Here is a 24,631-nt window from a genome sequence, read left to right on the forward strand (position 1 = left end):
GGTGCGCACGGTCGACCGACTCGGGATGCCAGCCACGCCGCCACTCCTCGCCCATGGTCGGGTTCTGCGTGCACCGTAACGGCGTACTGGTGTGGTCGCCGCTGACGCACACATTGCAGCCGATACATTCGCGAATTTCCTCGACGCGCCCTGTTTCAATCTTCTTCGGCAGGAACGGATCGGCAATCGAAGGCCGGGCCGCTCCAATCAGGTCGAGCACGCCACGGCGTACCAGGGACACCATGGTGTCCGGCGAAGTAAAGCGCCCAACGCCGACCACCGGCTTGCGGGTCAGCGCCTTGAGCCCCACCAGGAAAGCCTCCTGATAGCCTTCGCCGGCAAAGCGCGCGGTCACGCTGTCGTTCGACCAGTCGGCGACATTGATGTCCCACAGGTCCGGCAGGTCTGCCAGCATCGAGAACACCTCGGCGCCTTCGCCCTCGCGACTGAGGCCGCCGGCCATCTGCTCATCCACCGCCAGGCGGACCGCCACGGCACAGCGGTCGCCCACTGCATCGCGGGTGTCCTCAATCAGTTCGCGCAGCAGTCGCACGCGATTTTCCAGCACTCCGCCGTACTCATCCGTGCGCCGGTTGTTACGCGGCGTGAGGAAATGGAACGGGACGCTCAGGTCGTGCCCGGCATACACATAAATGATGTCAAAGCCGGCCTCCCGCGCGCGCAGGGCGGCCGCCCGATGCAAGGCCCGCAACTGCTGGATATCGGCACGACTCATGGCCCGGGCCTGCACCGGGTCATAACTGCGTACTGGCGTATTGGACGGCGCCCAGGGAATTTCGCGGCTGTAGCGGTTAGGCGCGGAGTAACCGTTGAACGCCAGCTCGACGCCGGCCAACGAACCGTGCTGGTGCACCGCCTCACACATTTTCGCCAGGGCCGGGATGTCGCGTTCATCCCATAACCGCGCCTCGATATAAGGCGAGAACTCGCTCAGCGGGCTGATTTCACACTCTTCAGTGCACACCACCCCCCAGCCGCCCTCGGCCTTAATCCCGCGCATGCGAGCCATGGCCGACGGGTGCACATGGCCCATGCCATTGCAGTGGGGAACTTGGTAAAAGCGATTACGGGTGCGAACCGGGCCTATTTGTACCGGCTCAAACAGAATGTCATAGCGAGGATCGCGCACAGGGCTACTCCCGAACAGTAAGGTTCGTTAATGACGGCGTGATAAAACTCGGGGCTATTGAATGGCGTGATTCAAGGGAATTGAAACGGGGAAACTTCGAGGTTTATTTAAAGGTTTTCTTATTATTAATAGATTCATGGCGCCCTCTCCGAATAAACAAAATTTGCTATCTTTCAAACAAAATGTCTATCCACAAGAGGGCAATTTCGGAAACGCCCTACAAATTAATTGAGGGTCACTTCTCCGGCATCGGCATCGGGAACGGCATGACATTGCTCACGCCCCGCGCCTCGCTGATCTTCGGCGTACCCAGGCGCTCGACTTCATCGATGCGCACGATCGAATGCATCGGCACAAAGCTGCGCACCACGCCTTCGAACTGGGCCTTGAGCTTTTCTTCGCCCGGGTCGACGACCAATTGGGTACGCTCGCCAAAGACGAACTCTTCCACCTCCAGGAAGCCCCACAGATCACTTTGATAGATCTGCTTGGCGTACATTTCGAACACCTGGCCCTGGTTGAGGAAAATCACCTTGTAGATTGGAGCTTCACGTTTGGTCATGGCGGGCGAGCAACACATCGCGGATATAAAAGAGGGCGAGAACTATAGCATGGCACCCGATGCACAGCGCTAGGAACCAATGGGCATGCCCCCTATAATGCGCGGTTCTTTACCACCAGTTGACGATCCCCATGGCCAAGAAGCTTTACATCGAAACCCACGGTTGCCAGATGAACGAGTACGACAGCTCGCGCATGGTCGATCTGCTGGGCGAACACCAGGCCCTGGAAGTCACCGCCCGCGCCGAAGATGCCGACGTGATCCTGCTCAATACCTGCTCGATCCGCGAGCGGGCTCAGGACCGTGTGTACTCGCAGCTGGGCCGCTGGCGCGAATTGAAGCTGGCCAACCCGGACATGGTGATCGCCGTCGGCGGTTGCGTGGCCAGCCAGGAAGGCGCCGCGATCCGCGACCGCGCGCCCTATGTCGACGTGGTCTTCGGCCCGCAAACCCTGCACCGCCTGCCGGAAATGATCGACGCCGCGCGCATCACCAAGTTGCCGCAAGTGGACGTGTCGTTCCCTGAAATCGAAAAATTCGACCATTTGCCCGAGCCGCGCATCGACGGGCCAAGTGCCTATGTGTCGGTGATGGAAGGCTGCAGCAAGTACTGCACCTTCTGTGTAGTGCCCTACACCCGTGGCGAAGAAGTCAGCCGGCCGTTTGACGATGTGCTGTCGGAAATCATCCACTTGGCCGAAAACGGCGTGCGTGAAGTCACCCTGCTGGGCCAGAACGTCAACGGTTACCGTGGCCAGACCGACGATGGGCGCCTGGCTGACCTGGCGGAGTTGATCCGCGTAGTCGCCGCCGTCGATGGCATCGAGCGCATCCGCTACACCACGTCGCACCCGCTGGAGTTTTCCGACAGCCTGATCCAGGCCCACGCCGACGTGCCGGAGCTGGTCAAACACCTGCACCTGCCGGTGCAGTCGGGCTCGGACCGCATCCTGTCGGCCATGAAACGCAACCACACGGCCCTGGAGTACAAATCCAAGCTGCGTAAATTGCGCGCCGCAGTGCCGGGCATCTGCATCAGCTCGGACTTTATCGTCGGTTTCCCCGGCGAAACCGAGAAAGACTTCGAGCAGACCATGAAGCTGATCGAGGACGTCGGTTTCGACTTCTCCTACTCGTTCGTCTACAGCCAGCGCCCGGGCACCCCAGCGGCCGACCTGCCGGACGAAACCCCGGAAGCGTTGAAAAAAGAACGCTTGAATGCGCTGCAACATCGCCTGAATCAGCAGGGTTTCGAGATCAGCCGACAAATGGTCGGTTCGATCCAGCGCATCCTGGTGACCGACTACTCGAAGAAGGACCCGGGCGAATTGCAGGGCCGTACCGAGAACAACCGCATCGTCAACTTCCGCTGCGACAACCCGACCCTGATCGGCCAGTTTGCCGACGTACACATCGATGCGGCGCAACCGCACTCGCTGCGCGGCTCGTTGATCAACTGACGCCCCCGGCAGCCAAGGCAAGTGCAGAACTAATGTGGGAGGGGCTTGCCCCCGATTGAGGTGTCTGAGTAGCAAATGTGTCGGCTGACACTCCGCCATCGGGGGCACGCCCCCTCCCACATTGGATCCATGCAACATTCCGATGACGTAAGTGCTTTCGTACCCGCGCCACTGGCGTTATTCTCTGTTTCACCTCAACAGCCAAAGGGCGGCTAAAAGCGACCTTGAACGCACCTACAGTAGAACCCCATCGTTTTCTCCTCGAGCCGTTTGAGGCTCGCCGTTTCGCCAACCTGTGCGGACAGTTCGACGAGCACCTGCGCCTGATCGAACAACGCCTGAGCATCGAGATCCGCAACCGCGGCAATCAGTTCGAGCTTATTGGTGAACCCCAACACACCACGTCTGCGGAAAACCTGCTGCGGCGCCTCTACCGCGAAACCAAGGGCAGTGAGCTGTCGCCGGAAACGGTGCACCTGTACCTGCAGGAATCCGCCGTGGAAGACCTGGCCAACAATCCTGTGGCCGAAGCCAGCGTGGCCCTGCGTACCAAAAAAGGCATGATTCGCCCGCGCGGCTTGAATCAGCAGAAGTACGTCAAGGAAATCCTCGGCAACGACATCAACTTCGGCATCGGCCCGGCCGGTACCGGCAAGACCTACCTGGCCGTGGCCTGTGCGGTGGATGCCCTGGAGCGCGAACAGGTTCGCCGCATCCTGCTGGTGCGCCCGGCGGTCGAGGCGGGTGAAAAACTCGGCTTCCTGCCCGGCGACCTGGCCCAGAAGATCGACCCGTACCTGCGCCCGCTCTACGACGCGCTGTACGAGATGCTCGGTTTTGAATACGTCGCCAAGCTGATCGAGCGCCAGGTGATCGAAATCGCCCCGCTGGCCTACATGCGCGGTCGCACCTTGAACAACAGCTTCATCATTCTCGACGAAAGCCAGAACACCACGGTCGAGCAAATGAAGATGTTCCTCACCCGTATCGGTTTCGGCTCCACGGCCGTGATTACCGGTGACGTCACCCAGGTCGACCTGCCCAAGGGCACCAAGTCCGGGCTGGCGCAGGTAATCGAGGTGCTCAAGGACGTACCGGGTATCAGCTTCACGCACTTCATGCCCAAGGACGTGGTCCGTCACCCGCTGGTGCAGCGCATCGTAGAAGCCTATGAGCGTTTCGACCACAAGGACGACGCACCGGCCCAGGACACGCGCCGCGATGCTTGAGCTTGACCTGCAGCGGGCCACCGAAGCGCCCGCCCCCGGCGAAGCACAGTTTCGTCAATGGTGCGCCCTGGCCCTGCGCCAGCGCACTGCCGACTCGGAACTGACCATTCGTCTGGTGGATGAGCCCGAAGGCCGCGAGCTGAACCACACCTGGCGCCAGAAAGACTACGCGACCAACGTGCTGTCCTTCCCCGCCGACGTACCCGACGAATTACTGGATATCCCGCTGCTGGGCGATCTGGTGATCTGCGTGGAAGTGGTGGAACGCGAAGCGCGCGAACAAGGCAAGGAACTTGAGGCCCACTGGGCCCATCTAGTCATCCACGGCTGCTTGCATCTCTTGGGTTACGACCATATAGACGATGACGAAGCCGAGGAAATGGAAGCACTGGAACGAACGTTGCTTGCTGAATTGGGGCATCGCGACCCCTACGCAGACGACGAAAACTGATCAACACTCAACTGTCATATCAAAGGATTTAGAGTAATCGCTATGAGCGAAGACCGATCGAGCAACGGGCAAAAGTCATGGCTGGGTAAACTGACCCAGGCTTTTGCCCACGAGCCGAAAAACCGCCAGGAGCTGCTGGAGCTGCTGCGCGAGGCCCACCAGAACAAGTTGCTGGACAGCGAAGCGCTGGCCATCGTCGAAGGCGCCATCCAGGTGGCTGACCTGCAAGTACGCGACATCATGGTGCCGCGCTCGCAGATGATCAGCATCAAGGCGACCCAGACCCCACGGGAATTCCTCCCGGCCGTGATCGACTCGGCGCACTCGCGCTACCCGGTGATCGGCGAAAGCCATGACGACGTCATGGGCGTCCTGCTGGCCAAGGACCTGTTGCCGCTGATCCTCAAGGAGAACGGCGACAACTTCAACATCAAGGACCTGCTGCGCCCGGCCACCTTCGTGCCTGAATCCAAGCGCCTGAACGTGCTGCTGCGTGAGTTTCGCGCCAACCACAATCACATGGCCATTGTGATCGACGAATACGGCGGCGTGGCTGGCCTGGTGACCATCGAAGACGTACTGGAGCAGATCGTCGGCGACATCGAAGACGAGCACGACGTCGAAGAAGACAGCTACATCAAGCCACTGCCCAGCGGTGACTTCCTGATCAAGGCCTTGACGCCCATCGAGAACTTCAACGAGTTCTTCGACAGCGAGTTTTCCGACGATGAATTCGACACCGTCGGCGGCCTGGTGATGAGTGCATTCGGGCACCTGCCCAAGCGTAACGAAACCACCGAGATCGGCGCGTATCGGTTCCGCATCCTGAACGCGGACAGCCGTCGTATCCACCTGATCCGTTTGACCCCTATCGCCCGTTGAGGGTTAAGGACTGAAATGCGCCGTCTGATCGCACCCGGCTGGCCCGGTAACCTGCTGGCCGTGGTGGCCGGCGCCATCACTACCCTGGCGCTGGCGCCGTTCGATATCTGGCCGCTGGCGCTGGTGGCGGCCGGTCTGTTCTATATCGGCCTGCGTGAACTCACACCCCGCCAGGCCCTGGGCCGCGGCTGGTGTTTCGGTTTCGGCCTGTTTGGCGCCGGCACCAGCTGGATCTACTACAGCATCCACCACTTCGGCGGCGCTTCGGTGCTGCTGGCGGGGTTCCTGATGCTGCTGTTCACCGCCGCCATCGCCTGGTTCTTCGCCCTGCCCGCCTGGCTGTGGGCGCGCTGGCTGCGCCGCAATGAAGCGCCATTGGCCGATGCGCTGACGTTCGCGGCATTGTGGGTCGGCCAGGAAGCTTTTCGCGGCTGGTTCCTCACCGGTTTTCCGTGGCTGTATTCGGGCTACAGTCAACTCGACGGCCCGCTGACCGGCCTCGCGCCCTTAGGCGGGATGTGGCTGATTTCGTTCGCGCTGGCGTTGACCGCCGCCCTGCTGTGCAACCTGCCGCGCCTGCTGGCGAGCCGGCGCAACAGCTTTATCGCGGCCGGCCTGGTGCTGCTCGTCGCGCCGTGGGCCATCGGCCTGGCGCTCAAGCATCATGCCTGGACCTCGCCCTCCGGCCCGCCCCTGAGCGTGGCCGCGATCCAGGGCAACGTCGAACAAAGCATGAAGTGGGACCCCGAGCAGCTTAACGCGCAACTGGCGCTGTACCGCGACATGAGTTTGAGTTCCAAACGCGTCGACCTGCTGGTGTGGCCGGAAACCGCCGTACCGGTACTCAAGGAGTCGGTCGAAGGTTACCTGGGCATGATGGGCAAGTTCGCCGCCGAGCGTAATACCGCACTGATCACCGGCGTACCGATTCGCGAGGAAGTGCGCCACGAGAAGCGCTACTTCAATGGCATCACCGTGGTCGGCGAAGGTGAAGGCACCTACCTCAAGCAGAAGCTGGTGCCGTTCGGTGAGTACGTGCCGCTGCAGGATATGCTGCGCGGGCTGATCGCCTTCTTCGATTTGCCGATGTCGGACTTCGCCCGCGGCCCTTCCGACCAGCCCATGCTCCAGGCCAAGGGTTATCAGATTGCGCCGTTCATCTGTTATGAAGTGGTGTACCCGGAGTTCGCCGCCGGCCTGTCGGCCCAGAGCGACCTGCTGCTGACGATCAGCAACGACACCTGGTTCGGCCGCTCGATCGGCCCGCTGCAGCATCTGCAGATGGCGCAGATGCGTGCGCTTGAAGCCGGACGCTGGATGATCCGCGCCACCAACAACGGCGTGACCGGCCTGATCAACCCGTTTGGGCAGATCACCGCGCAGATCCCGCAGTTCGAGCGCGGCATTCTCTATGGCGACGTGGTGCCGATGCACAACCTGACGCCGTACCTGCAATGGCGCTCGTGGCCGCTGATCATCGTGTGCCTGCTGCTGTTCGGCTGGGCACTGCTGGCCGCTCGAATGGCTAAAACCGTCTGATTGAGCAAACACAAAACAATGTGGGAGGGGGCTTGCCCCCGATGGCAGAGTGTCAGTCAGTACATTTGATACTGACACACTGCAATCGGGGGCAAGCCCCCTCCCACATTTGTCCTGCGGTGTTACCTGTAGAACAACCTATACCCCACCTGCCCCACCGCCTCATTGATCAACTGCCCGCTCTGCCACACCGACTTGACCTCCGGCATCCACCCGCCGAGCGGCCGACCGTGATCCACGCCCAGAAACCCCACTGGCCCGGGCACCACAGTGAAGCCGGCCTTCTCAAAACTCCACACCGAACGCGGCATGTGCCAGGCCTGGGTCACCACCACCACGCGCTTGATGCCTTGGGGTAACAGTATCTCGGCGCTCATCTGCGCATTTTCCCAAGTGGTGCGGCTGCGCTCTTCCTTCCAGCGTACCGTGACGCCGAAGTCATCCTGCATCGACACCGCCATCAGCTCTGCCTCGCTGGGCGGCGTGCCGTAGTGCAGGCCGCCGCTGGTCAGCACCGGTAACCCGGACGCCTTGGCCAGACGCGCCGCGTAACGTTCACGCTCCAAACCGATGCCGGTGGGCTGGTCGGAGCCCCACGCAATGTCGCCGCGCTCACGACCGGAGCCCAGCACCACAATCGCGTCGGCACGCTGGGCCAGGTTTGCCCAGTCCTCGCGGGCCAGAGGCGGTGCTGTCTCCAGGGCGCGTGCGCCCCACTGCACCATCACCGGCAGGCTGATCAACCACATCCCGCCCAATCCCAAGGCAAAACAACACCCGGCCAGGCGCGGACGACTGCGGCGAAACCACCAGGCAAGTGCCAGCAACAGCAGGAAAATACCGGGCGGCAACAACAATTGTTTAATGAAATAACGAAAAGGCATCGGGCATCTCCAAAGATGCCCGAAGCCTAGATGCATCGAGGTTCAGCAACAATCCTTACGAGCATATTTTGTAAACATCAACGGATAACGCGGGGTCACTTGCACCGTATCGACCGGACATTTTCCGGGCTGCGACCGGCCGCCAGATCCTTCAGCCACACTACCTTGGCCGAACGAGGCGACTCGGGGACCGGCGGGGATGCCGGCCCATGAGCGGCGCGCTGGTGGTGCAATTCCAGATAGCGCTTGATCAGTTCAAGCTCTGCCTGGCTCAAGCCTCGCAACTCCAGTTCCAGAGGCCGTTCATCACACAATCGGCCTGCGGTTCTTGCGGCATCCAATGCCCGACCCAAACGGTCGATCAGTCCTTCGTATAACTGCGGTTTCGTCAAAGTTCGCTGCGATTCAGCCATCCCCTCACCTCATTGAAGAAATACTTGCTCCCCAATAAACAGCGTAGCCCCCGTGGCTGCACCTGCCCGGTGCCGCGACAGACGGCCTGGCCTGCGCAATCAGGGTTTCCCTCGATAGAGTGGGGTCATGTATGCTACGGCGCTTCCTGTAACTCCACTTCCCGCAGGGTTTGGGCACGGACGCGCCGCTTTCCGGTGTCGATCAACCTGAACGTTGCACCGAAGAGGATTAGGCCACCCCTATCCAGTTCAAAAGTAGCCATGCACGAACAATATCAGCCCCGTGAAATAGAAAATGCCGCACAAACCTTCTGGGACGAGCAAAAGTCCTTTGAAGTCAGCGAACAGCCAGGCAAGGAGACGTTCTATTGCCTATCGATGTTCCCTTACCCCAGCGGCAAGCTACACATGGGGCACGTGCGTAACTACACCATCGGCGACGTGATTTCCCGCTACCAGCGCATGCTCGGCAAGAACGTTCTGCAACCCATGGGTTGGGACGCTTTCGGCATGCCGGCGGAAAACGCCGCGATGAAAAACAACGTGGCGCCCGCCAAGTGGACCTACGAAAACATCGCCTACATGAAGACCCAGCTGCGCAGCCTGGGCCTGGCGGTGGACTGGTCCCGTGAAGTGACCACCTGCAAGCCGGATTACTACCGCTGGGAACAATGGCTGTTCACTCGCCTGTTCGAAAAAGGCGTGATCTACAAAAAAAGCGGCACCGTGAACTGGGATCCGATTGACCAGACCGTACTGGCCAACGAACAGGTGATCGACGGCCGCGGCTGGCGTTCCGGCGCGCTGATCGAAAAACGCGAAATCCCGATGTACTACTTCAAGATCACCGCCTACGCGGACGAACTCTTGTCGAGCCTCGACGATTTGCCGGGCTGGCCTGAACAGGTCAAGACCATGCAGCGCAACTGGATCGGCAAATCCAAGGGCATGGAAGTGCAGTTCCCGTACAACGTCGACTCGATCGGCGCAGCGGGCGCACTCAAAGTCTTCACCACCCGTCCGGACACCCTGATGGGCGCGACCTATGTCGCCGTGGCCGCCGAACACCCGTTGGCCACCCAGGCCGCACAGAACAACCCTGAGCTGCAGGCGTTCATCGCCGAATGCAAGGGCGGCAGCGTGGCCGAAGCCGACGTCGCCACCCAGGAGAAAAAAGGCCTGCCGACCGGGCTGTTCGTCGAGCACCCGTTGACGGGCGAGAAATTGCCGGTCTGGGTCGCCAACTATGTGCTGATGCATTACGGCGATGGCGCTGTGATGGCAGTCCCGGCTCACGACGAGCGCGATTTCGAATTCGCCACCAAGTACGACCTGCCGATCAAGTCGGTGGTGCGCACCAGCGCGGGCGACACCAGCCCGGCCCCGTGGCAGGACGCCTATGGCGAGCACGGCGAGCTGATCAACTCCGGCGAGTTCGACGGCCTGGACTTCCAGGGCGCTTTCGACGCCATCGAAGTTGCCCTGATCAAGAAAAATCTCGGCGCCTCGCGCACCCAGTTCCGCCTGCGCGACTGGGGCATCAGCCGTCAACGCTACTGGGGCTGCCCGATCCCGATCATCCACTGCGAAAGCTGTGGCGACGTGCCGGTACCAGAAGAGCAACTGCCGGTGGTCCTGCCCGAAGACGTCGTACCGGACGGCGCCGGTTCGCCACTGGCGCGCATGCCCGAGTTCTACGAATGCAGCTGCCCCAAATGCGGCCAGCCTGCCAAGCGTGAAACCGACACCATGGACACCTTCGTGGAGTCCTCGTGGTACTACGCCCGCTACGCCTCGCCGCACTATGAAGGTGGCCTGGTAGAAAAATCCGCAGCCGACCACTGGTTGCCGGTGGACCAGTACATCGGCGGTATCGAACACGCCATCCTGCACCTGCTGTACGCGCGCTTCTTCCACAAGCTGATGCGCGACGAAGGCCTGGTCAGCTCCGACGAGCCGTTCAAGAACCTGCTGACCCAAGGCATGGTCATCGCCGAGACCTACTACCGCCGCGAAGCCAATGGCGCCTACACCTGGTTCAACCCGGCGGACGTCGAGCTCGAGCGTGACAGCAAGGCCAAGGTCATCAGCGCCAAGCTCAAATCCGACGGCCTGCCGGTGGAAATCGGCGGCACCGAGAAGATGGCCAAGTCGAAGAACAACGGCGTCGATCCGCAATCGATGATCGATCAGTTCGGCGCCGACACCTGCCGCCTGTTCATGATGTTCGCCTCGCCGCCCGACATGAGCGCCGAATGGTCCGACTCCGGCGTCGAAGGCTCGCACCGCTTCCTCAAGCGCGTCTGGCGCCTGGCCCATGCCCACGTCAGCCAGGGCTTGCCGGGCAAGCTGGACGTCGCGTCCTTGAATGATGAACAGAAAGCCATTCGTCGCAGCACCCACCTGGCTATCCGCCAGGCCAGCCAGGACGTAGGGCAGAACCACAAGTTCAACACCGCCATCGCCCAAGTGATGACGCTGATGAACGTGCTGGAAAAAGCCCCGCAGGCCACGGAACAGGATCGCGCATTGATCCAGGAAGGCCTGGAAACGGTTACCCTGCTGCTGGCGCCGATCACGCCGCACATCAGCCACGAACTGTGGAGCCGCCTGGGCCACAGCGGTGCCGTCATCGACGCCCGCTGGCCGGTGCAGGATGACAGCGCGCTGGTACAGGACACGCTGCAACTGGTGATCCAGGTCAATGGCAAACTGCGCGGCCAGATCGACATGCCGGCCAGCGCCAGCCGTGAAGAAGTCGAAGCGGCTGCACGCTGCAACGAGAACGTGCTGCGCTTTACCGAAGGCCTGACGATCCGCAAAGTGATCGTAGTGCCTGGAAAACTGGTCAATATCGTCGCCAGCTAAATCGGATCGGGCGCAGGGCTCAAGCCCTGCGCCGAACTAAACCTTCAGGGCCTCGATACGGCCCGCCTGGTTTCAAGGGGAGCAACAACATGATCAAACGCAATCTGCTGGTAATGGGCCTGGCCGTTCTTTTGAGCGCTTGCGGCTTCCAGCTGCGCGGCACCGGCACCAATGAATTGTCGCTCAAGGAACTCGACGTCAGCGCACGTAACGCCTACGGCGAAACCGTGACGCAACTGCGCCAGAGCCTGGAAAACAGCGGCGTGCACGTCTATAGCGGCGCCACCTACAAGCTGAACCTGGTCGATGAGCGCGAAACCCAGCGCAACATCAGCTACGCCAGTGCCGGCCGCGCCTCCGACATCGAGTTGGCCACCACCGTCAGCTTCGAAGTACAGGGCCGCGATAACTTGCCGCTGATGGGCGACAAGATCCAGGTCCAGAAAGTCGTGAGCCACGACGGCAACAACCTGGTGGGTTCGGACTCCGAGATCCTTCAGGCGCGCAAGGAAATGCGTCGTGACCTGGTTCAGCGCATGATGACTCGCCTGCAACTGCTCAACCCGGAAAAACTCGCCGAGTTGCAGCAAATCGCCGACAACAAGGCCAAGGCTGACGCCGATGCCCTGAAGGCGGCGCAAGAGTACGAAGACAACACGCCGAAACAGTCGCCTGTTGAAGTCCCTGTCGAGTAAGCCAAACGGGGCGCTCCTGGCGCCCCGTTCGCCCTGCCTATGAAACTTGCCCCCGCCCAACTCGCCAAACACCTGCAAGGTGGCCTCGCGCCTGTCTATATCGTCAGCGGCGATGATCCACTGCTGTGCCAGGAAGCGGCCGACGCCATTCGCTCGGCGGCGCGCCAGCAAGGTTTCGATGAGCGCCAGGTATTCAGTGCCGACGCCAGTTTCGACTGGGGAACATTGCTGCAAGCCGGCGCGAGCATGTCGTTGTTTGCCGAAAAACGTCTTTTGGAACTGCGCCTGCCTTCGGGCAAGCCGGGCGATAAAGGCGCGGCAGCGTTGATCGAGTATTGCTCGAGACCTGCTGAAGACACGGTGTTGCTGATCAGCCTGCCCAAGCTGGATGGCAGTGCGCAGAAAACCAAATGGGGCAAGGCCCTGGTGGAAGGCCCGCAGACCCAGTTCATTCAGATCTGGCCGGTGGACAGCAGCCAGCTGCCGCAGTGGATTCGCCAACGCCTGTCACAGTCGGGGCTGTCGGCCACGCAAGAGGCCGTCGAGCTGATCGCCGCCAGGGTCGAAGGCAACCTGCTTGCCGCCGCCCAGGAAATCGAAAAGCTCAAGCTGATGGCCGAAGAGGGGCAGATCACTGTCGAAACCGTGCAGGGCGCGGTGGCTGACAGTGCGCGCTTTGATGTATTCGGGCTGGTGGACGCGATCCTCAACGGCGAACCCGCTCACGCCCTGCGCATGCTCGAAGGGCTGCGTGGCGAGGGCGTGGAGCCTCCGGTGATTCTCTGGGCCCTGGCCCGGGAGCTGCGGGTACTGGCCGACATTGCCTTGCAGTACAGCCAGGGCATTCCGCTGGACAAATGCTTCAGCCAGGCCAGGCCGCCGGTGTGGGACAAGCGCAAGCCCCTGATGAGCAAGGCCCTGCAACGGCACTCGGCGCAACGCTGGGCGCAACTGCTGCTCGAAGCACAGCGCATCGACGCACAGATCAAGGGCCAGGCGGCCGGTTCGCCGTGGATGAGCCTGAGCCGTTTGTCGCTGTTGATGGCCGGCCAGCGCCTCACCCTGCCAGCCGAATAACCCTGCTTCCAAAAACACCCTGAATCCAATGTAGGAGCGAGCTTGCTCGCGAAAAACGTCAACGATAACGCGTATTTCCTGAATGAACGCGGCGCCTGTGAGTTTTTCGCGAGCAAGCTCGCTCCTACAGGGGTTGTCGCCGGGCTTTACAGCCGGGCCACTTCGGCAGATGATTTGCTCCGCTCCATTCCACACCCAAGCGAGAGAATCCATCATGAGCAAAAAGCCATCCAAGCATGGCCCGAACAAGGCCAAATCCATCATCGCCCAGCCACTGTTCCGCAGCCGTCAGGAACGCGCCGGCAAGGGCAAAGGCAGCTACCGCCGCGAAGCCTTCCAGTCTAACAGCTGGGAGGCTTCTTACTTTCTGGCTGCCTGAAGGCAAGCGCCCCTCTGGCATGATAAGGTCTGCACTTGATTTGTAACCCCCTGGACCTGTGCATGCCCTCTAGTCTTTCCCGTCGCTGGCACCTTCGCCAGTTGATTGCTGCCTCCAGCCTCATTCTGCTTGTCGCCTGCGCGGAAAAACCCACCGCCGCGGACGCTCAACCCCTGCCCCCGCTCAAGACCGCACCGGCCATCGCGCCTGCCGTCGTGGCGCCGTTGGCAGTGGATAACCTGGACATCCAACCGACCCAGACCTTCGCCGAATGGCAGGCCGGGTTCCGTGCACAGGCCCTGCAAGCCGGGATCAGCGCCGAAGTCTTCGATAACGCCTTCGCCGGCGTCAGCCCGGACATGGCCGTGATTCGCGCCGACCGCAGCCAGCCGGAGTTTTCCCGTCCGGTGTGGGAATACATCGATGGCGCGCTGTCGCCGCTGCGCGTGCGCAACGGCCAGGCGTTGCTGGTCAAGTACGCCGATATCCTGCAGCGCATCGAGGAGCGTTACGGCGTTGATCGCCAGGCACTGGTCTCGGTGTGGGGCATGGAAAGCAACTTCGGCCAGTTCCAGGGCAATAACTCGGTGATCCGCTCGCTCGCGACCCTGGCCTATGAAGGCCGCCGCCCGGCGTTTGCCCAGGCACAACTGCTGGCGGCGCTGCAGATCATCCAGCACGGCGATATCCCGGCCGACCAGATGAAAGGCTCCTGGGCCGGCGCGATGGGCCAGACCCAATTCATCCCCACCACCTACAACACCCACGCGGTGGATTTTGACGGTGACGGTCGCCGCGATATCTGGAACAGCCCGGGTGACGCCCTCGCCTCCACTGCCCATTACCTGCAAAGCTCCGGTTGGCAGAAAGGCCAGCCGTGGGGCGTTGAGGTGCAGCAATTGCCATCGGGCTTCGACTATTCCCTGGCCGATGGTGGCATTCGCAAGACCGTCGCCGAATGGCTGAAACTGGGTATCCAACTGCCGCCCGGCGCGAGCCTGCCGGCCAACGTCGAGCAACTGTCCGCCGCCCTGCTGCTGCCGGCCGGCTACCGTGGCCCGGCGTTCCTGGTGCTGGATAACTTCCGTGCGATCCTGAAATACAACAATTCGTCGTCCTATGCACTGGCTGTTGGCCTGCTGTCGGAGCGTTTTGGTGGCGGTGGGGTGATTCGCGGGAGCTGGCCAAAGGATGAGCTGCCCCTGAGCCGCTCGCAGCGTATCGACCTGCAGACGGCGCTCAGCGCCAAAGGTTATGACGCGGGCAACGCCGACGGGATCATCGGCGCCAACACGCGCAAGGCGATTCGGGCGGCGCAGCAAGCACTGGGCTGGCCGGCGGATGGGTATCCGACGGTGAAGTTGCTGGAGGCGCTGCAGGGCCAATAGATTGGCTTATGGCGACTGGTGCCATCGGGGGCAAGCCCCCTCCCACATTTTGAAATGCATTCCAGGTGTGGGAGGGGGCTTGCCCCCGATAGGGTCTGGCAGGCGACCCCTATTTACAGACTACGTCCTGCTCCAGCACCACCCGCTGCTGCCCCGCATCCAACCGCACCAACGCGCCCATCGGCAGCGTCAGGTTCGGATCGCAATGCCCACTGCGCCAGCCAGCCAGCACCGGAATGCACAGCGGTTCGAAGGTCTGTTTCAACAGCCGCTCCAGCGCCCCGTTATCCACACCCGACACATCCCCCACCAACACCCCCGCAACCTGGTCGAGTTTGCCCGCCAGGCGCAGGTGCGTCAGCAAGCGGTCGATGCGATAGAGCGGCTCGTTGACGTCCTCGATAAACAGGATGATGCCTTCAGCGTCAATTTCATAAGCGGTGCCCATCACCGCCGCGATCATCGACAAGTTACCGCCCAGCAAGCGCCCGCAGGCGATGCCTGGCTCGATCGTGGTCAAGGGGTAGGCCACCGGGTGCGTGAGCACACTGCCGGCGCCCAATTGGCCACGTAACAGGCTGAACAGCGATGACTCGGTAGGTGGTTGCTTGCCGCCGAGCAGGTCGGCATTGAGCATCGGCCCGTGGAAAGTGACGAAGCCGGCGTAGCGGTTGATCGCCAGGTGCAAGGCGGTGATGTCGCTGTAGCCGACGAAGGGCTTGGGGTTGGCGCGCAGCAGGTCGAAGTCCAGCGCGTCGAGCAGACGTGGCGTACCGTAGCCGCCGCGCAGGCAGAAGATGGCATCGATTTCGGGGTCGGCGAAGGCGGCGTGAAGGTCGCGCAGGCGCACTTGATCGCTGCCGGCCAGGTAGCCGTCGCGTTCATACACACCGGGGAAAATTCGCAGTTCATAGCCACGGGTGCGCATCCATTGCCCGGCTTTTTCGACGTCCAGCGCAGCAGGGCCGGCCGGGGCGATCAGGCCGATGGTGCCTTCGAGGCGCAATGCAGGTACGGCGGTAGTCATGCACAATTCTCCCTGATATGACGCATAACGAAATGTGGGAGGGGGCTTGCCCCCGATGGCGGCGTGACAGCCAATACTCAAGGGACTGACACACCGCAATCGGGGGCAAGCCCCCTCCCACATTGGATCTGCGGTGGCGGGCAGATCTCTATTAGCAACTCTTTATTACGAAACTCTTTATCAGGATACCAGGCTCGCCTTGACCAGCTTGGCCTGTTCATCGGCGTGGTACGAAGACCGTACCAGCGGGCCCGATGCGACGTTCTTGAAGCCCATCTTGTAACCTTCCTCGGCGAACCAGGCGAAGGTGTCCGGGTGCACGAAGCGCTGCACCGGCAAGTGGCTGCGGGACGGTTGCAGGTATTGGCCCAGGGTCAGCATGTCGATGTCATGCTCACGCATGCGCTTCATGACTTCGATGACTTCTTCGTCGGTTTCGCCCAGGCCCAGCATAAGGCCGGACTTGGTCGGGATGTGCGGCATCATTTGCTTGAATTTCTGCAGCAGGGTCAGCGACCACTGGTAATCCGACCCCGGACGCGCGGCCTTGTACAGGCGCGGCACGGTTTCCAGGTTGTGGTTGAACACATCCGGCGGCTCGGCGGCGGTGATTTCCAGCGCCACGTCCATGCGCCCACGGTAGTCGGGCACCAGGGTTTCGAGCATTACGTTGGGGGACAGTTTGCGGATTTCACGAATGCAGTCGGCAAAGTGCTGGGCACCGCCGTCACGCAAGTCGTCACGGTCGACCGAGGTGATCACTACGTATTTGAGTTTCAGGTCGGCGATGGCAATGGCCAGGCTTTGCGGCTCGTTGACGTCCAGCGGCTTCGGCCGGCCGTGGCCCACGTCGCAGAACGGGCAACGACGGGTGCAGATGTCGCCCATGATCATGAAGGTGGCGGTGCCGCCGGAGAAGCACTCACCCAGGTTCGGGCAGGACGCTTCTTCGCACACGCTGTGCAGCTTGTGTTTGCGCAGCAGCGCCTTGATACGGTCGACTTCCGGCGAGACCGGGATACGCACGCGAATCCAGTCAGGCTTTTTCGGCAGTTCGGTGGTCGGAATGATCTTCACCGGGATGCGTGCAACCTTCTCGGCGCCGCGCAGCTTGACGCCGGCTTCCACCTTGGCACGCGGGGCCGGGGCTGGACGCTCGGTGATGTCCAGCGTCGGGATCATGGTTTGCACAACATCAGTAGTCATATCAATCGATTCCGCCCGTCAGGGTCGTCTGCTCAGCATAGTCGAGGTGTTTGACGAGCTGCGCGCGCAGCCGGGCACTTACCTCGGCAAATTCTATGGGTGTTGCATGGTCGCTCAACTGGGTCATCGCAAGGCCCGCATAACCGCACGGGTTGATCCGCTGGAACGGGGCCAGGTCCATGTCCACATTCAGGGCCAGGCCATGAAAGGAACAACCGTGCCGAATGCGCAGCCCGAGGGAAGCGATTTTCGCGCCCTCCACATACACACCCGGTGCATCGGGCTTGGCCGCGGCGGTCACGCCGTAACTGGCCAGCAGCTCGATCAGGCAAGCCTCCATGCGGCTGACCAGATCACGCACGCCAAAGCCCAGCTTGCGCACATCCAGCAACAGATACGCGACCAGTTGGCCAGGCCCATGGTAAGTCACTTGCCCCCCTCGGTCGACCTGCACCACCGCAATATCACCCGGCAGCAGCAGATGCTCGGCCTTGCCGGCCTGGCCCTGGGTGAATACCGGCGGGTGCTCGACCAGCCAGACTTCATCCGCTGCCGAGGTGCCGCGCTCGTTGGTGAAGCGCTGCATGGCATGCCAGACGGGCTCGTAGTCCATCCGGCCGAGCTCGCGAAAGCCCAGGACGTGCGACATCACAGCACCATGTGCACGAAGCCGGTGGCCCGCAGTTCGCTGTTGATGTTGTAGAGCTGGTCCTGATCCGTCGCAACGATGTGCAACTGGATCGTCGTGTATTTACCCGTGGAGCTGGAACGCTCGTCCACGCGGTTGTCGTTGATGGTCGCGTGTTTGCGCACAATCTCGAGAATCGTGTCTTTGCGACCTACGCCGGTATCGCTGATCACCTTGATGGGGTAATCCGTCACCGGGAATTCGATCTTTGGCGCCTTTACTTCTTTATCGGTCATGGCAGAACGGCCTCGTAAGCGGTAAGCCGTGGCGACGGCAAAGCCCCGCGTCGGATCAACGCGGGGCTTTGCAGGTGCACACAATCAGTTGAACAAGCCGTAGAAGAATAGACGGATGCTATCCCACACGCGGCGGAAGATACCACCTTCGTCGACGGCGTCCAGTGCGATCAGGTCGGCGCTGTGCACCACCTTGTCTTCGAGCTTGACTTCAACCTTGCCGATCACATCACCCTTGGCGATTGGCGCAACCAGTTGCGGGTTCAGGGTCATGCTGGCGGCGAGCTTTTTCAGCTGGCCTTTAGGCATGGTCAGGGTCAGGTCATCGGCCAGGCCGGCCTTGACCTGGGAGGTCGCGCCCTTCCAGACCGGCGCGGTCGCAAGCTCGGTGCCCTTCTGGTAGAAGGTCTGGGTTTCGAAGAAGCGGAAGCCGTAGGTCAGCAGCTTTTGCGTCTCGGCCGCACGGGCCTGCTCGCTGTTGGTGCCGAAGACCACGGCGATCAGGCGCTGGCCATCACGTACGGCGGACGACACCATGCAGTAGCCGGCTTCGTCGGTGTGGCCGGTTTTCAGGCCGTCGACGGTCTTGTCGCGCCACAGCAACAGGTTGCGGTTAGGCTGCTTGATGTTGTTCCAGAAGAATTCCTTCTGGGAGTAGATGGCGTAGTGCACCGGGTCGACACGGATGATCGCGCGGGCCAGGATCGCCATGTCGTGAGCCGACGAATAATGCTCCGGGTTCGGCAGGCCGGTCGGGTTCATGAAGTGGCTGTTGGTCATGCCCAGGTCGCCGGCCGTCTTGTTCATCATGTCGGCGAACGCATCTTCGCTGCCGGCGATGTGTTCGGCCAGGGCCACGCTGGCGTCGTTACCGGACTGGATGATGATGCCGTGCAGCAGGTCGCTGACCGTGACTTGCGAGCCGACTTTGATGAACATCCGCGAACCACCGGTACGCCAGGCGTTTTCGCTGACGGTTACCGGATCGTTCTCGCCGATCTGGCCGCGACGGATTTCCAGGGTCGCGATGTAGGCGGTCATCAGTTTGGTCAGGCTGGCAGGCGGCAGGCGCACGTCACCACCGCTTTCGACCAGCACGTTGCCACTGGCGGCATCCATGAGGACCCAGGCCTTGGCGGCCAGTTGCGGGGAAGCCGGCACCATCTCAACCGCCCAGGCGGCCGGGGTGATGATCAGCGAGATAAGCAGGCACGTACGTTTGGCTAAGGTGGTGATGTTCATCCGTCTCTCGAAATTGCTTATGGAAACTTGCCCTCGCGGGCAAAACTATTCAGACAGCCCGCTTCCAGACTGTCACGTGTTCGGTTGCCCGCTCACCCCTTGCCCCTGGGTTTTATTGTTCAACGAGCCAACAACCAGGGCCCGGGCACGCGCACGCACCTGGACCGTCAATCCTGTATTGCCTTATTCCGCAGTCACTACGCTGGGCTGCCCCAGGTTAGCCAGGCGTACGCTGTTCTGCACTTGCGCAACCTCGCTCGGCGAGCCGATCGGCCCCATACGCACTCGGTGCAGGGTCTGCTGGTTACGCACGATGGAGCTGATGAACACTGGCGCGCTGACCATGCCGCTGAGCTTGGACCTTAACAGTTCTGCCGCATCCGGGTTGGCGAAAGCGCCCACCTGCAGGTACTGCCCGCCCACCTTGGAGGCGCCGGGCGCCGCATGGGGCACGACCACCGTATCCGGAGCATGCTGCGCCGGCGGCGGTGTCCATTGTTCGATCTTGCCGGTCGACGCCGTCACTTGCGGTTGCGGGGTTTGCGGCTCGTTGAGCATCAACGGCGCCGGCTTGCCACGCTGGGCCCAGTACTGCGCCGGGTCGATGCCTTCGACTTTCACCCGCGCGGTACCGATTTCGGCGTAACCGAGTTTCTTCGCAGCAGCATAGGAGAGGTCGATGATCCGGTCCGAATAGAACGGCCCACGGTCGTTGACCCGCAGAATCACGGTGCGGTTGTTGTCCAGGTTGGTCACGCGCACGTAGCTGGGCAGCGGCAGGGTCTTGTGCGCCGCACTCATGCCGTACAGGTCATACACTTCGCCGTTGGCGGTGTTCTGGCCGTGGAACTTGGTGCCGTACCAGGACGCCGTGCCCGACTGCACGTAGGTCTTGGATTCCTGCAGCGGGAAGTAATTCTTGCCCAGCACGGTATAGGGGTTGGCCTTGTAGGGGCCGGAGTGCAGGGTTGGCGTGGCATCCGGGATCTTGGACACATCCACGTCCCACCACGGCGCGCCGTCCTTGTGCGCACGGTTGATGTCCAGGCCCGGCTGGGCGCGAACCACCGCACCGCCGGCCTTCTTGGCCGGCGCTCGATTCGGTGTCGTGGAGCAACTGGCGATCAGCAGGGACAACGCGGCGAACGCCACCAGCTTGAGCGGTTTTTTGAACGGCGATACCCGCATTACTTGTTGCCCCGTGCTTGAACCAGCTCGTCTGACAGCTGATGCACGGCCATGGCGTACATCACACTGCGGTTATAACGCGTGATTGCGTAGAAATTCTTCAGGCCCATCCAGTATTCCGGGCCATTTTCACCTTCAAGACGGAACGCCGTCACCGGCATATCATCGCGTGGCGCATTCTGACTCGACCAGCCCAGCGCTCGCAACTCCCCGACGGTCTTCACCGGGTCGATTCCCTGGGTCAGGCCTTCATCGGCACGCTCGCCCGTCACATCGGCGCGCACAACCACCGGTTCTCCGCCGACCCAGCCGTGGCGCTTGAAGTAGCTGGCCACACTGCCGATGGCATCGTCGGGGTTGCTCCAGATATTGATATGCCCGTCGCCGTCGAAATCCACCGCGTAGGCGCGAAAGCTGCTCGGCATGAACTGCGGCAAGCCCATCGCCCCGGCGTACGAGCCCTTGAGGGTCATCGGGTCGACTTGTTCTTCGCGGGCCAGCAGCAGGAATTCGCGCAGCTCCTTGCGGAAGAACTCGGCACGCGGCGGGTAATCGAAGCCCAGGGTCGACAACGCGTCGATCACCCGGTAACTGCCGGTGTTGCGCCCGTAAAAGGTTTCAATGCCGATGATCGCGACGATGACCTGGGCCGGCACGCCATATTCCTGCTCGGCGCGCGCCAGTACCGCATCGTGCTGGCGCCAGAAGTCCACGCCCCGGGCCACGCGGGCGTCGGTGAGGAACATCGGGCGATATTCCTTCCACTGCTTGACCCGCTCGGCGGGGCGCGAGATGGCGTCGAGGATCGCCTGCTTTTTGCGCGCTTCGCGGAACACGCCCATCAGCTGTTCACCGGCGAAACCGTAGTCGCGGGTCATCTCACCGACGAATTCGGCGACCTGGGGTGAGCCATCGTAGTCACCGGCCTGCACCTCCTGCGTTGCGCCCAGCAGCCCGATCAGGCCCATCCAGGACGCATGCCGAGTGGCCCAGCCGCGCATTACTTGCATTGACATCTTCACCTTATTCAAACCTGAGCGATCCATTTGCGATGCGTATGAATCGACATCAAAACCCCAAACGCTGACAGCAATGTCACCAGCGAAGTTCCGCCGTAGCTAATGAATGGCAACGGCACCCCAACCACCGGCAACAGGCCACTGACCATACCGATGTTGACGAAAACGTAAACAAAAAACGTCATGGTCAGACTGCCGGCCAGCAACTTGCCGAACAGCGTCTGCGCCTGCGCGGTAATCACCAGCCCGCGCCCGATCAACAGCAAATAGATCAGCAGTAGCGCGCAGATGCCTACCAGGCCGAACTCTTCGCCCATCACCGCGATAATGAAGTCGGTGTGGCTTTCGGGCAAAAAGTCCAGGTGCGATTGGGTCCCCAGCAGCCAGCCCTTGCCGAACACGCCGCCGGAACCGATGGCGGCCTTTGACTGGATGATGTTCCAGCCGGTACCCAGCGGGTCGCTTTCGGGGTCGAGGAACGTCAGGATCCGCTGCTTCTGGTAGTCGTGCATAAAGAAGAACCACATGGCCACCGCCACCGGCACGGCAGCGGCCAGCACGCTGAGAATCCAGCGCCAGCGCAGGCCGCCCATGAACAGTACGAACGCGCCCCCCGCCAGGATCAGCAACGAGGTGCCGAGGTCCGGCTGGCGCACGATCAGAATGAACGGCACGCCGATCAGGATCAGGCTGATCCCCACATGCTTGAGCTGGGGCGGCAAGGTGCGCTTGGACAGGTACCAGGCGATGGTGGCCGGCATCAGGATCTTCATGAATTCCGACGGCTGGAAGCGAATCACCCCCGGGATGTTGATCCAGCGGGTCGCGCCCATGGCGTTGTGCCCCATCACGTCCACCACCACCAGCAGCAACACCCCGGCGACATAGCCCAGCGGCACCCAGCGCGCCATGAACCGCGGCTCGAGCTGGGCGATCACCACCATCGACAACAGGCCCAGGCCGAACGACGACGCTTGCTTGATCAGCAGGTCCCAGTTCTTGCCGCTGGCCGAATACAGCACAAACAGGCTGCCGGCCGCCAGTATCAGCAGCAGCACCAGCAACGGGCCGTCAATGTGCATGCGTTGCAGCAACGTCGCACGGCGACGCATCACATCCTCACTGGAGAGGATGCGGTCAAAATTACTCTTCACGGGCCGTAACCTCGGGGCTGGAAGGGGGGCCGCCATATTCGGGCTTGAGCTTGCCGTCGGGGGCCAGCAGCCAGGCGTCCATGATCTGGCGCACCACAGGCGCAGCCACACCGGAACCGGACTCGCCGTTCTCCACCATCACCGCCACCACGATTTTCGGGTCATCGGCAGGGGCAAAGCCGACAAACAAGGCGTGGTCGCGGTGGCGCTCCTGCACCTTGGAGCGGTCATATTTTTCACCCTGCTTGATCGCGACTACCTGGGCGGTACCGCTCTTGCCGGCGATGCGGTATTGCGCGCCGAGCGCCGCCTTGCGTGCGGTGCCGCGAACGCCGTGCATCACCTGCTGCATGCCATGATTGACCTTGGCCCAGTCGGAAGGGTCGCGCAGCACGATGTCGGGGATCGGGTTCTCATCCACCGGTTTCTCGCCCTCGATGGTCCTGGCCAGGTGCGGCCGGTTCCACACGCCCTTGTTCGCCACCAGCGCAGTTGCCTGGGCCAGTTGCAGCGGGGTGGCCTGCATGTAGCCCTGGCCGATGCCGAGGATCAGGGTTTCGCCGGGGAACCACGCCTGGCGACGCGTCGCCCGCTTCCATTCGCGCGAGGGCATCAGGCCGGGAGACTCTTCGAACATGTCCAGGGAGACCTTCTGGCCGAGGCCGAACTTGCCCATGTAGGCCGCCAGGCGATCAATCCCCAGCTTGTGGGCCAGGTCATAAAAATAGGTGTCGTTGGAACGCATGATGGCGGTGTCCAGGTCGACATAGCCGTCACCGGAGCGGTTCCAGTTACGGTATTTGTGATCGTAGTTGGGCAGCATGTAATAGCCGGGGTCATAGACCCGGCTCGAGGCGGTGACCACCCCCGAATCCAGACCGGCAATCGCCACCGCCGGCTTGATGGTCGACCCCGGCGGATACAGGCCGCGCAGCACCCGGTTGAACAGCGGCCGGTCGATGGAGTCGCGCAATTCGGCGTAGGCCTTGAAGCTGATGCCGGTCACGAACAGGTTGGGGTCGAAACTCGGCTGGCTGACCATGGCCAGGACTTCGCCGGTCTTCGGGTCCAGCGCCACCACCGCACCGCGACGACCGCCCAGCGCCATTTCGGCGGCTTCCTGCAACTTGATGTCCAGGCTCAGCACGATGTCCTTGCCCGGCAAGGGGTCGGTGCGCTTGAGTACGCGCAGCACGCGGCCACGGGCGTTGGTCTCGACTTCTTCGTAACCCACCTGACCGTGCAGTTCGGGCTCGTAGAAACGCTCGATGCCGGTTTTGCCGATGTGATGGGTGCCGCTGTAATTGACCGGATCGAGGCTTTTGAGCTCTTTCTCGTTGATGCGCCCCATATAGCCGACCGAGTGGGCAAAGTGCGGCCCCTGCGGGTAATGCCGCACCAACTGCGCCACCACTTCCACGCCCGGCAGGCGGAACTGGTTCACCGCGATCCGCGCGATCTGTTCTTCGTTCAACTCGAACAGAATCGGCACCGGCTCGAAAGGCCGGCGTCCCTGCTTCATGCGTTTCTCGAAAATGACCCGGTCTTCCGGCGTCAGCTGCAGCACTTCAACAATCACATCGAGCACCTGCTGCCAGTCGCCGGAACGCTCGCGGGTCATGCTCAGGCTGAAACTGGGCCGGTTATCCGCCACTACCACGCCATTGCGGTCGAAAATCAGCCCACGGGTCGGCGGGATCGGTTGCACATGCACCCGATTGTTTTCCGACAAGGTGGAGTGATACTCGTACTGGATCACCTGCAGGTAATACAGACGGGCGATCAGCACACCAATCAATGCCACCACCATGATCGCGCCAAATACCACGCGCGCGCGTACAAGACGTGCGTCCTTCTCGTGGTCCTTGATGCGGATCGGCTGGGTCATCGGCTA

General features: G+C 61.9%; 22 protein-coding genes and 1 pseudogene. 10 read left to right on the plus strand and 13 right to left on the minus strand.

The window, feature by feature from the left end; all coding sequences use genetic code 11:
- Positions 1-1,150 (minus strand): annotated as a pseudogene (locus BFP90_RS14705) (trimethylamine dehydrogenase); the annotation flags it as partial.
- A gap of 235 nt (positions 1,151-1,385) precedes the next feature.
- Positions 1,386-1,712 carry a DUF1820 family protein gene (locus BFP90_RS14710; RefSeq protein ID WP_003236992.1) on the minus strand — a complete coding sequence of 109 codons (327 nt, stop codon included), beginning with the start codon at positions 1,710-1,712 and terminating at the stop codon, positions 1,386-1,388.
- A gap of 131 nt (positions 1,713-1,843) precedes the next feature.
- On the opposite strand from BFP90_RS14710, the gene miaB reads away from it, so the two are divergent.
- From miaB to lnt, 5 genes are all read left to right on the plus strand, one after another.
- On the plus strand, positions 1,844-3,172 hold the full coding sequence (gene miaB, locus BFP90_RS14715) for a tRNA (N6-isopentenyl adenosine(37)-C2)-methylthiotransferase MiaB (RefSeq protein ID WP_065886856.1): 1,329 nt from the start codon (positions 1,844-1,846) through the stop codon (positions 3,170-3,172).
- Positions 3,173-3,396: 224 nt separating this feature from the next.
- Positions 3,397-4,401 carry a PhoH family protein gene (locus BFP90_RS14720; protein ID WP_065886855.1) on the plus strand — a complete coding sequence of 335 codons (1,005 nt, stop codon included), beginning with the start codon at positions 3,397-3,399 and terminating at the stop codon, positions 4,399-4,401.
- Positions 4,394-4,852, plus strand: a complete 459-nt coding sequence (gene ybeY / locus BFP90_RS14725; RefSeq protein WP_065886854.1) for an rRNA maturation RNase YbeY — start codon at positions 4,394-4,396, stop codon at positions 4,850-4,852. Before BFP90_RS14720 ends, ybeY begins: the two co-directional genes overlap by 8 nt.
- Positions 4,853-4,894: 42 nt before the next feature.
- Entirely contained in the window at positions 4,895-5,734 is an 840-nt protein-coding gene (locus BFP90_RS14730; protein ID WP_065886853.1) for an HlyC/CorC family transporter, read from the plus strand.
- A gap of 15 nt (positions 5,735-5,749) precedes the next feature.
- Positions 5,750-7,273, plus strand: a complete 1,524-nt coding sequence (gene lnt / locus BFP90_RS14735) for an apolipoprotein N-acyltransferase (RefSeq protein ID WP_065897171.1) — start codon at positions 5,750-5,752, stop codon at positions 7,271-7,273.
- Between the two features lie 122 nt (positions 7,274-7,395).
- Here the strand turns inward: lnt and BFP90_RS14740 are convergent, their stop codons facing one another.
- Both BFP90_RS14740 and BFP90_RS27445 read right to left on the minus strand, forming a co-directional pair.
- Positions 7,396-8,157, minus strand: a complete 762-nt coding sequence (locus BFP90_RS14740) for a YdcF family protein (protein ID WP_065886851.1) — start codon at positions 8,155-8,157, stop codon at positions 7,396-7,398.
- Positions 8,158-8,252: 95 nt separating this feature from the next.
- The gene (locus BFP90_RS27445) at positions 8,253-8,570 is read right to left on the minus strand and encodes a hypothetical protein (RefSeq protein WP_083203251.1); all 318 of its coding nucleotides are present in this window, start codon (positions 8,568-8,570) and stop codon (positions 8,253-8,255) included.
- A 261-nt stretch (positions 8,571-8,831) separates the two neighbouring features.
- On the opposite strand from BFP90_RS27445, the gene leuS reads away from it, so the two are divergent.
- The 5 genes from leuS to BFP90_RS14765 all read left to right on the plus strand — a co-directional run bounded on the left by leuS (position 8,832) and on the right by BFP90_RS14765 (position 14,977).
- Positions 8,832-11,438, plus strand: coding sequence for a leucine--tRNA ligase (leuS, locus tag BFP90_RS14745; RefSeq protein WP_065897172.1), 2,607 nt, complete (start codon positions 8,832-8,834; stop codon positions 11,436-11,438).
- 89 nt (positions 11,439-11,527) lie between these two features.
- Positions 11,528-12,133, plus strand: coding sequence for an LPS-assembly lipoprotein LptE (lptE, locus tag BFP90_RS14750; protein WP_065886849.1), 606 nt, complete (start codon positions 11,528-11,530; stop codon positions 12,131-12,133).
- Positions 12,134-12,172: 39 nt separating this feature from the next.
- The gene (gene holA / locus BFP90_RS14755) at positions 12,173-13,210 is read left to right on the plus strand and encodes a DNA polymerase III subunit delta (protein ID WP_065897173.1); all 1,038 of its coding nucleotides are present in this window, start codon (positions 12,173-12,175) and stop codon (positions 13,208-13,210) included.
- A 214-nt stretch (positions 13,211-13,424) separates the two neighbouring features.
- Positions 13,425-13,589 (plus strand): alternative ribosome rescue factor ArfA, encoded by a 165-nt coding sequence (gene arfA / locus BFP90_RS14760; RefSeq protein WP_003176285.1) that lies wholly within the window; start codon positions 13,425-13,427, stop codon positions 13,587-13,589.
- Between the two features lie 62 nt (positions 13,590-13,651).
- The gene (locus tag BFP90_RS14765) at positions 13,652-14,977 is read left to right on the plus strand and encodes a lytic murein transglycosylase (protein WP_065897174.1); all 1,326 of its coding nucleotides are present in this window, start codon (positions 13,652-13,654) and stop codon (positions 14,975-14,977) included.
- A gap of 109 nt (positions 14,978-15,086) precedes the next feature.
- Here BFP90_RS14765 and BFP90_RS14770 read toward each other — a convergent pair whose 3' ends face one another.
- The 9 genes from BFP90_RS14770 to mrdA all read right to left on the minus strand — a co-directional run bounded on the left by BFP90_RS14770 (position 15,087) and on the right by mrdA (position 24,625).
- Positions 15,087-16,004 (minus strand): S66 peptidase family protein, encoded by a 918-nt coding sequence (locus tag BFP90_RS14770; protein WP_065895173.1) that lies wholly within the window; start codon positions 16,002-16,004, stop codon positions 15,087-15,089.
- Between the two features lie 180 nt (positions 16,005-16,184).
- Positions 16,185-17,186, minus strand: a complete 1,002-nt coding sequence (gene lipA / locus BFP90_RS14775; RefSeq protein WP_162276339.1) for a lipoyl synthase — start codon at positions 17,184-17,186, stop codon at positions 16,185-16,187.
- Positions 17,187-17,211: 25 nt separating this feature from the next.
- Entirely contained in the window at positions 17,212-17,859 is a 648-nt protein-coding gene (lipB, locus tag BFP90_RS14780) for a lipoyl(octanoyl) transferase LipB (RefSeq protein ID WP_065897176.1), read from the minus strand.
- Positions 17,859-18,134, minus strand: a complete 276-nt coding sequence (locus BFP90_RS14785) for a DUF493 domain-containing protein (RefSeq protein WP_065886843.1) — start codon at positions 18,132-18,134, stop codon at positions 17,859-17,861. The genes lipB and BFP90_RS14785 overlap by 1 nt, the downstream gene beginning before the upstream one ends.
- Positions 18,135-18,218: 84 nt before the next feature.
- A complete protein-coding gene (locus tag BFP90_RS14790; RefSeq protein ID WP_065895170.1) occupies positions 18,219-19,376 on the minus strand; it encodes a D-alanyl-D-alanine carboxypeptidase family protein in 1,158 nt (385 codons plus the stop codon).
- A gap of 183 nt (positions 19,377-19,559) precedes the next feature.
- Positions 19,560-20,564 carry a septal ring lytic transglycosylase RlpA family protein gene (locus BFP90_RS14795; protein WP_065895169.1) on the minus strand — a complete coding sequence of 335 codons (1,005 nt, stop codon included), beginning with the start codon at positions 20,562-20,564 and terminating at the stop codon, positions 19,560-19,562.
- Positions 20,564-21,574, minus strand: coding sequence for a lytic murein transglycosylase B (gene mltB, locus BFP90_RS14800; protein ID WP_065897178.1), 1,011 nt, complete (start codon positions 21,572-21,574; stop codon positions 20,564-20,566). Before mltB ends, BFP90_RS14795 begins: the two co-directional genes overlap by 1 nt.
- Before the next feature lie 17 nt (positions 21,575-21,591).
- Entirely contained in the window at positions 21,592-22,695 is a 1,104-nt protein-coding gene (gene rodA, locus BFP90_RS14805) for a rod shape-determining protein RodA (protein WP_057724897.1), read from the minus strand.
- 31 nt (positions 22,696-22,726) lie between these two features.
- The gene (mrdA, locus tag BFP90_RS14810) at positions 22,727-24,625 is read right to left on the minus strand and encodes a penicillin-binding protein 2 (protein WP_065897181.1); all 1,899 of its coding nucleotides are present in this window, start codon (positions 24,623-24,625) and stop codon (positions 22,727-22,729) included.
- Positions 24,626-24,631 lie beyond the last annotated feature (6 nt).

This window comes from Pseudomonas sp. 24 E 13 (assembly GCF_900004715.1).
Classification (GTDB): domain Bacteria; phylum Pseudomonadota; class Gammaproteobacteria; order Pseudomonadales; family Pseudomonadaceae; genus Aquipseudomonas; species Aquipseudomonas orientalis_A.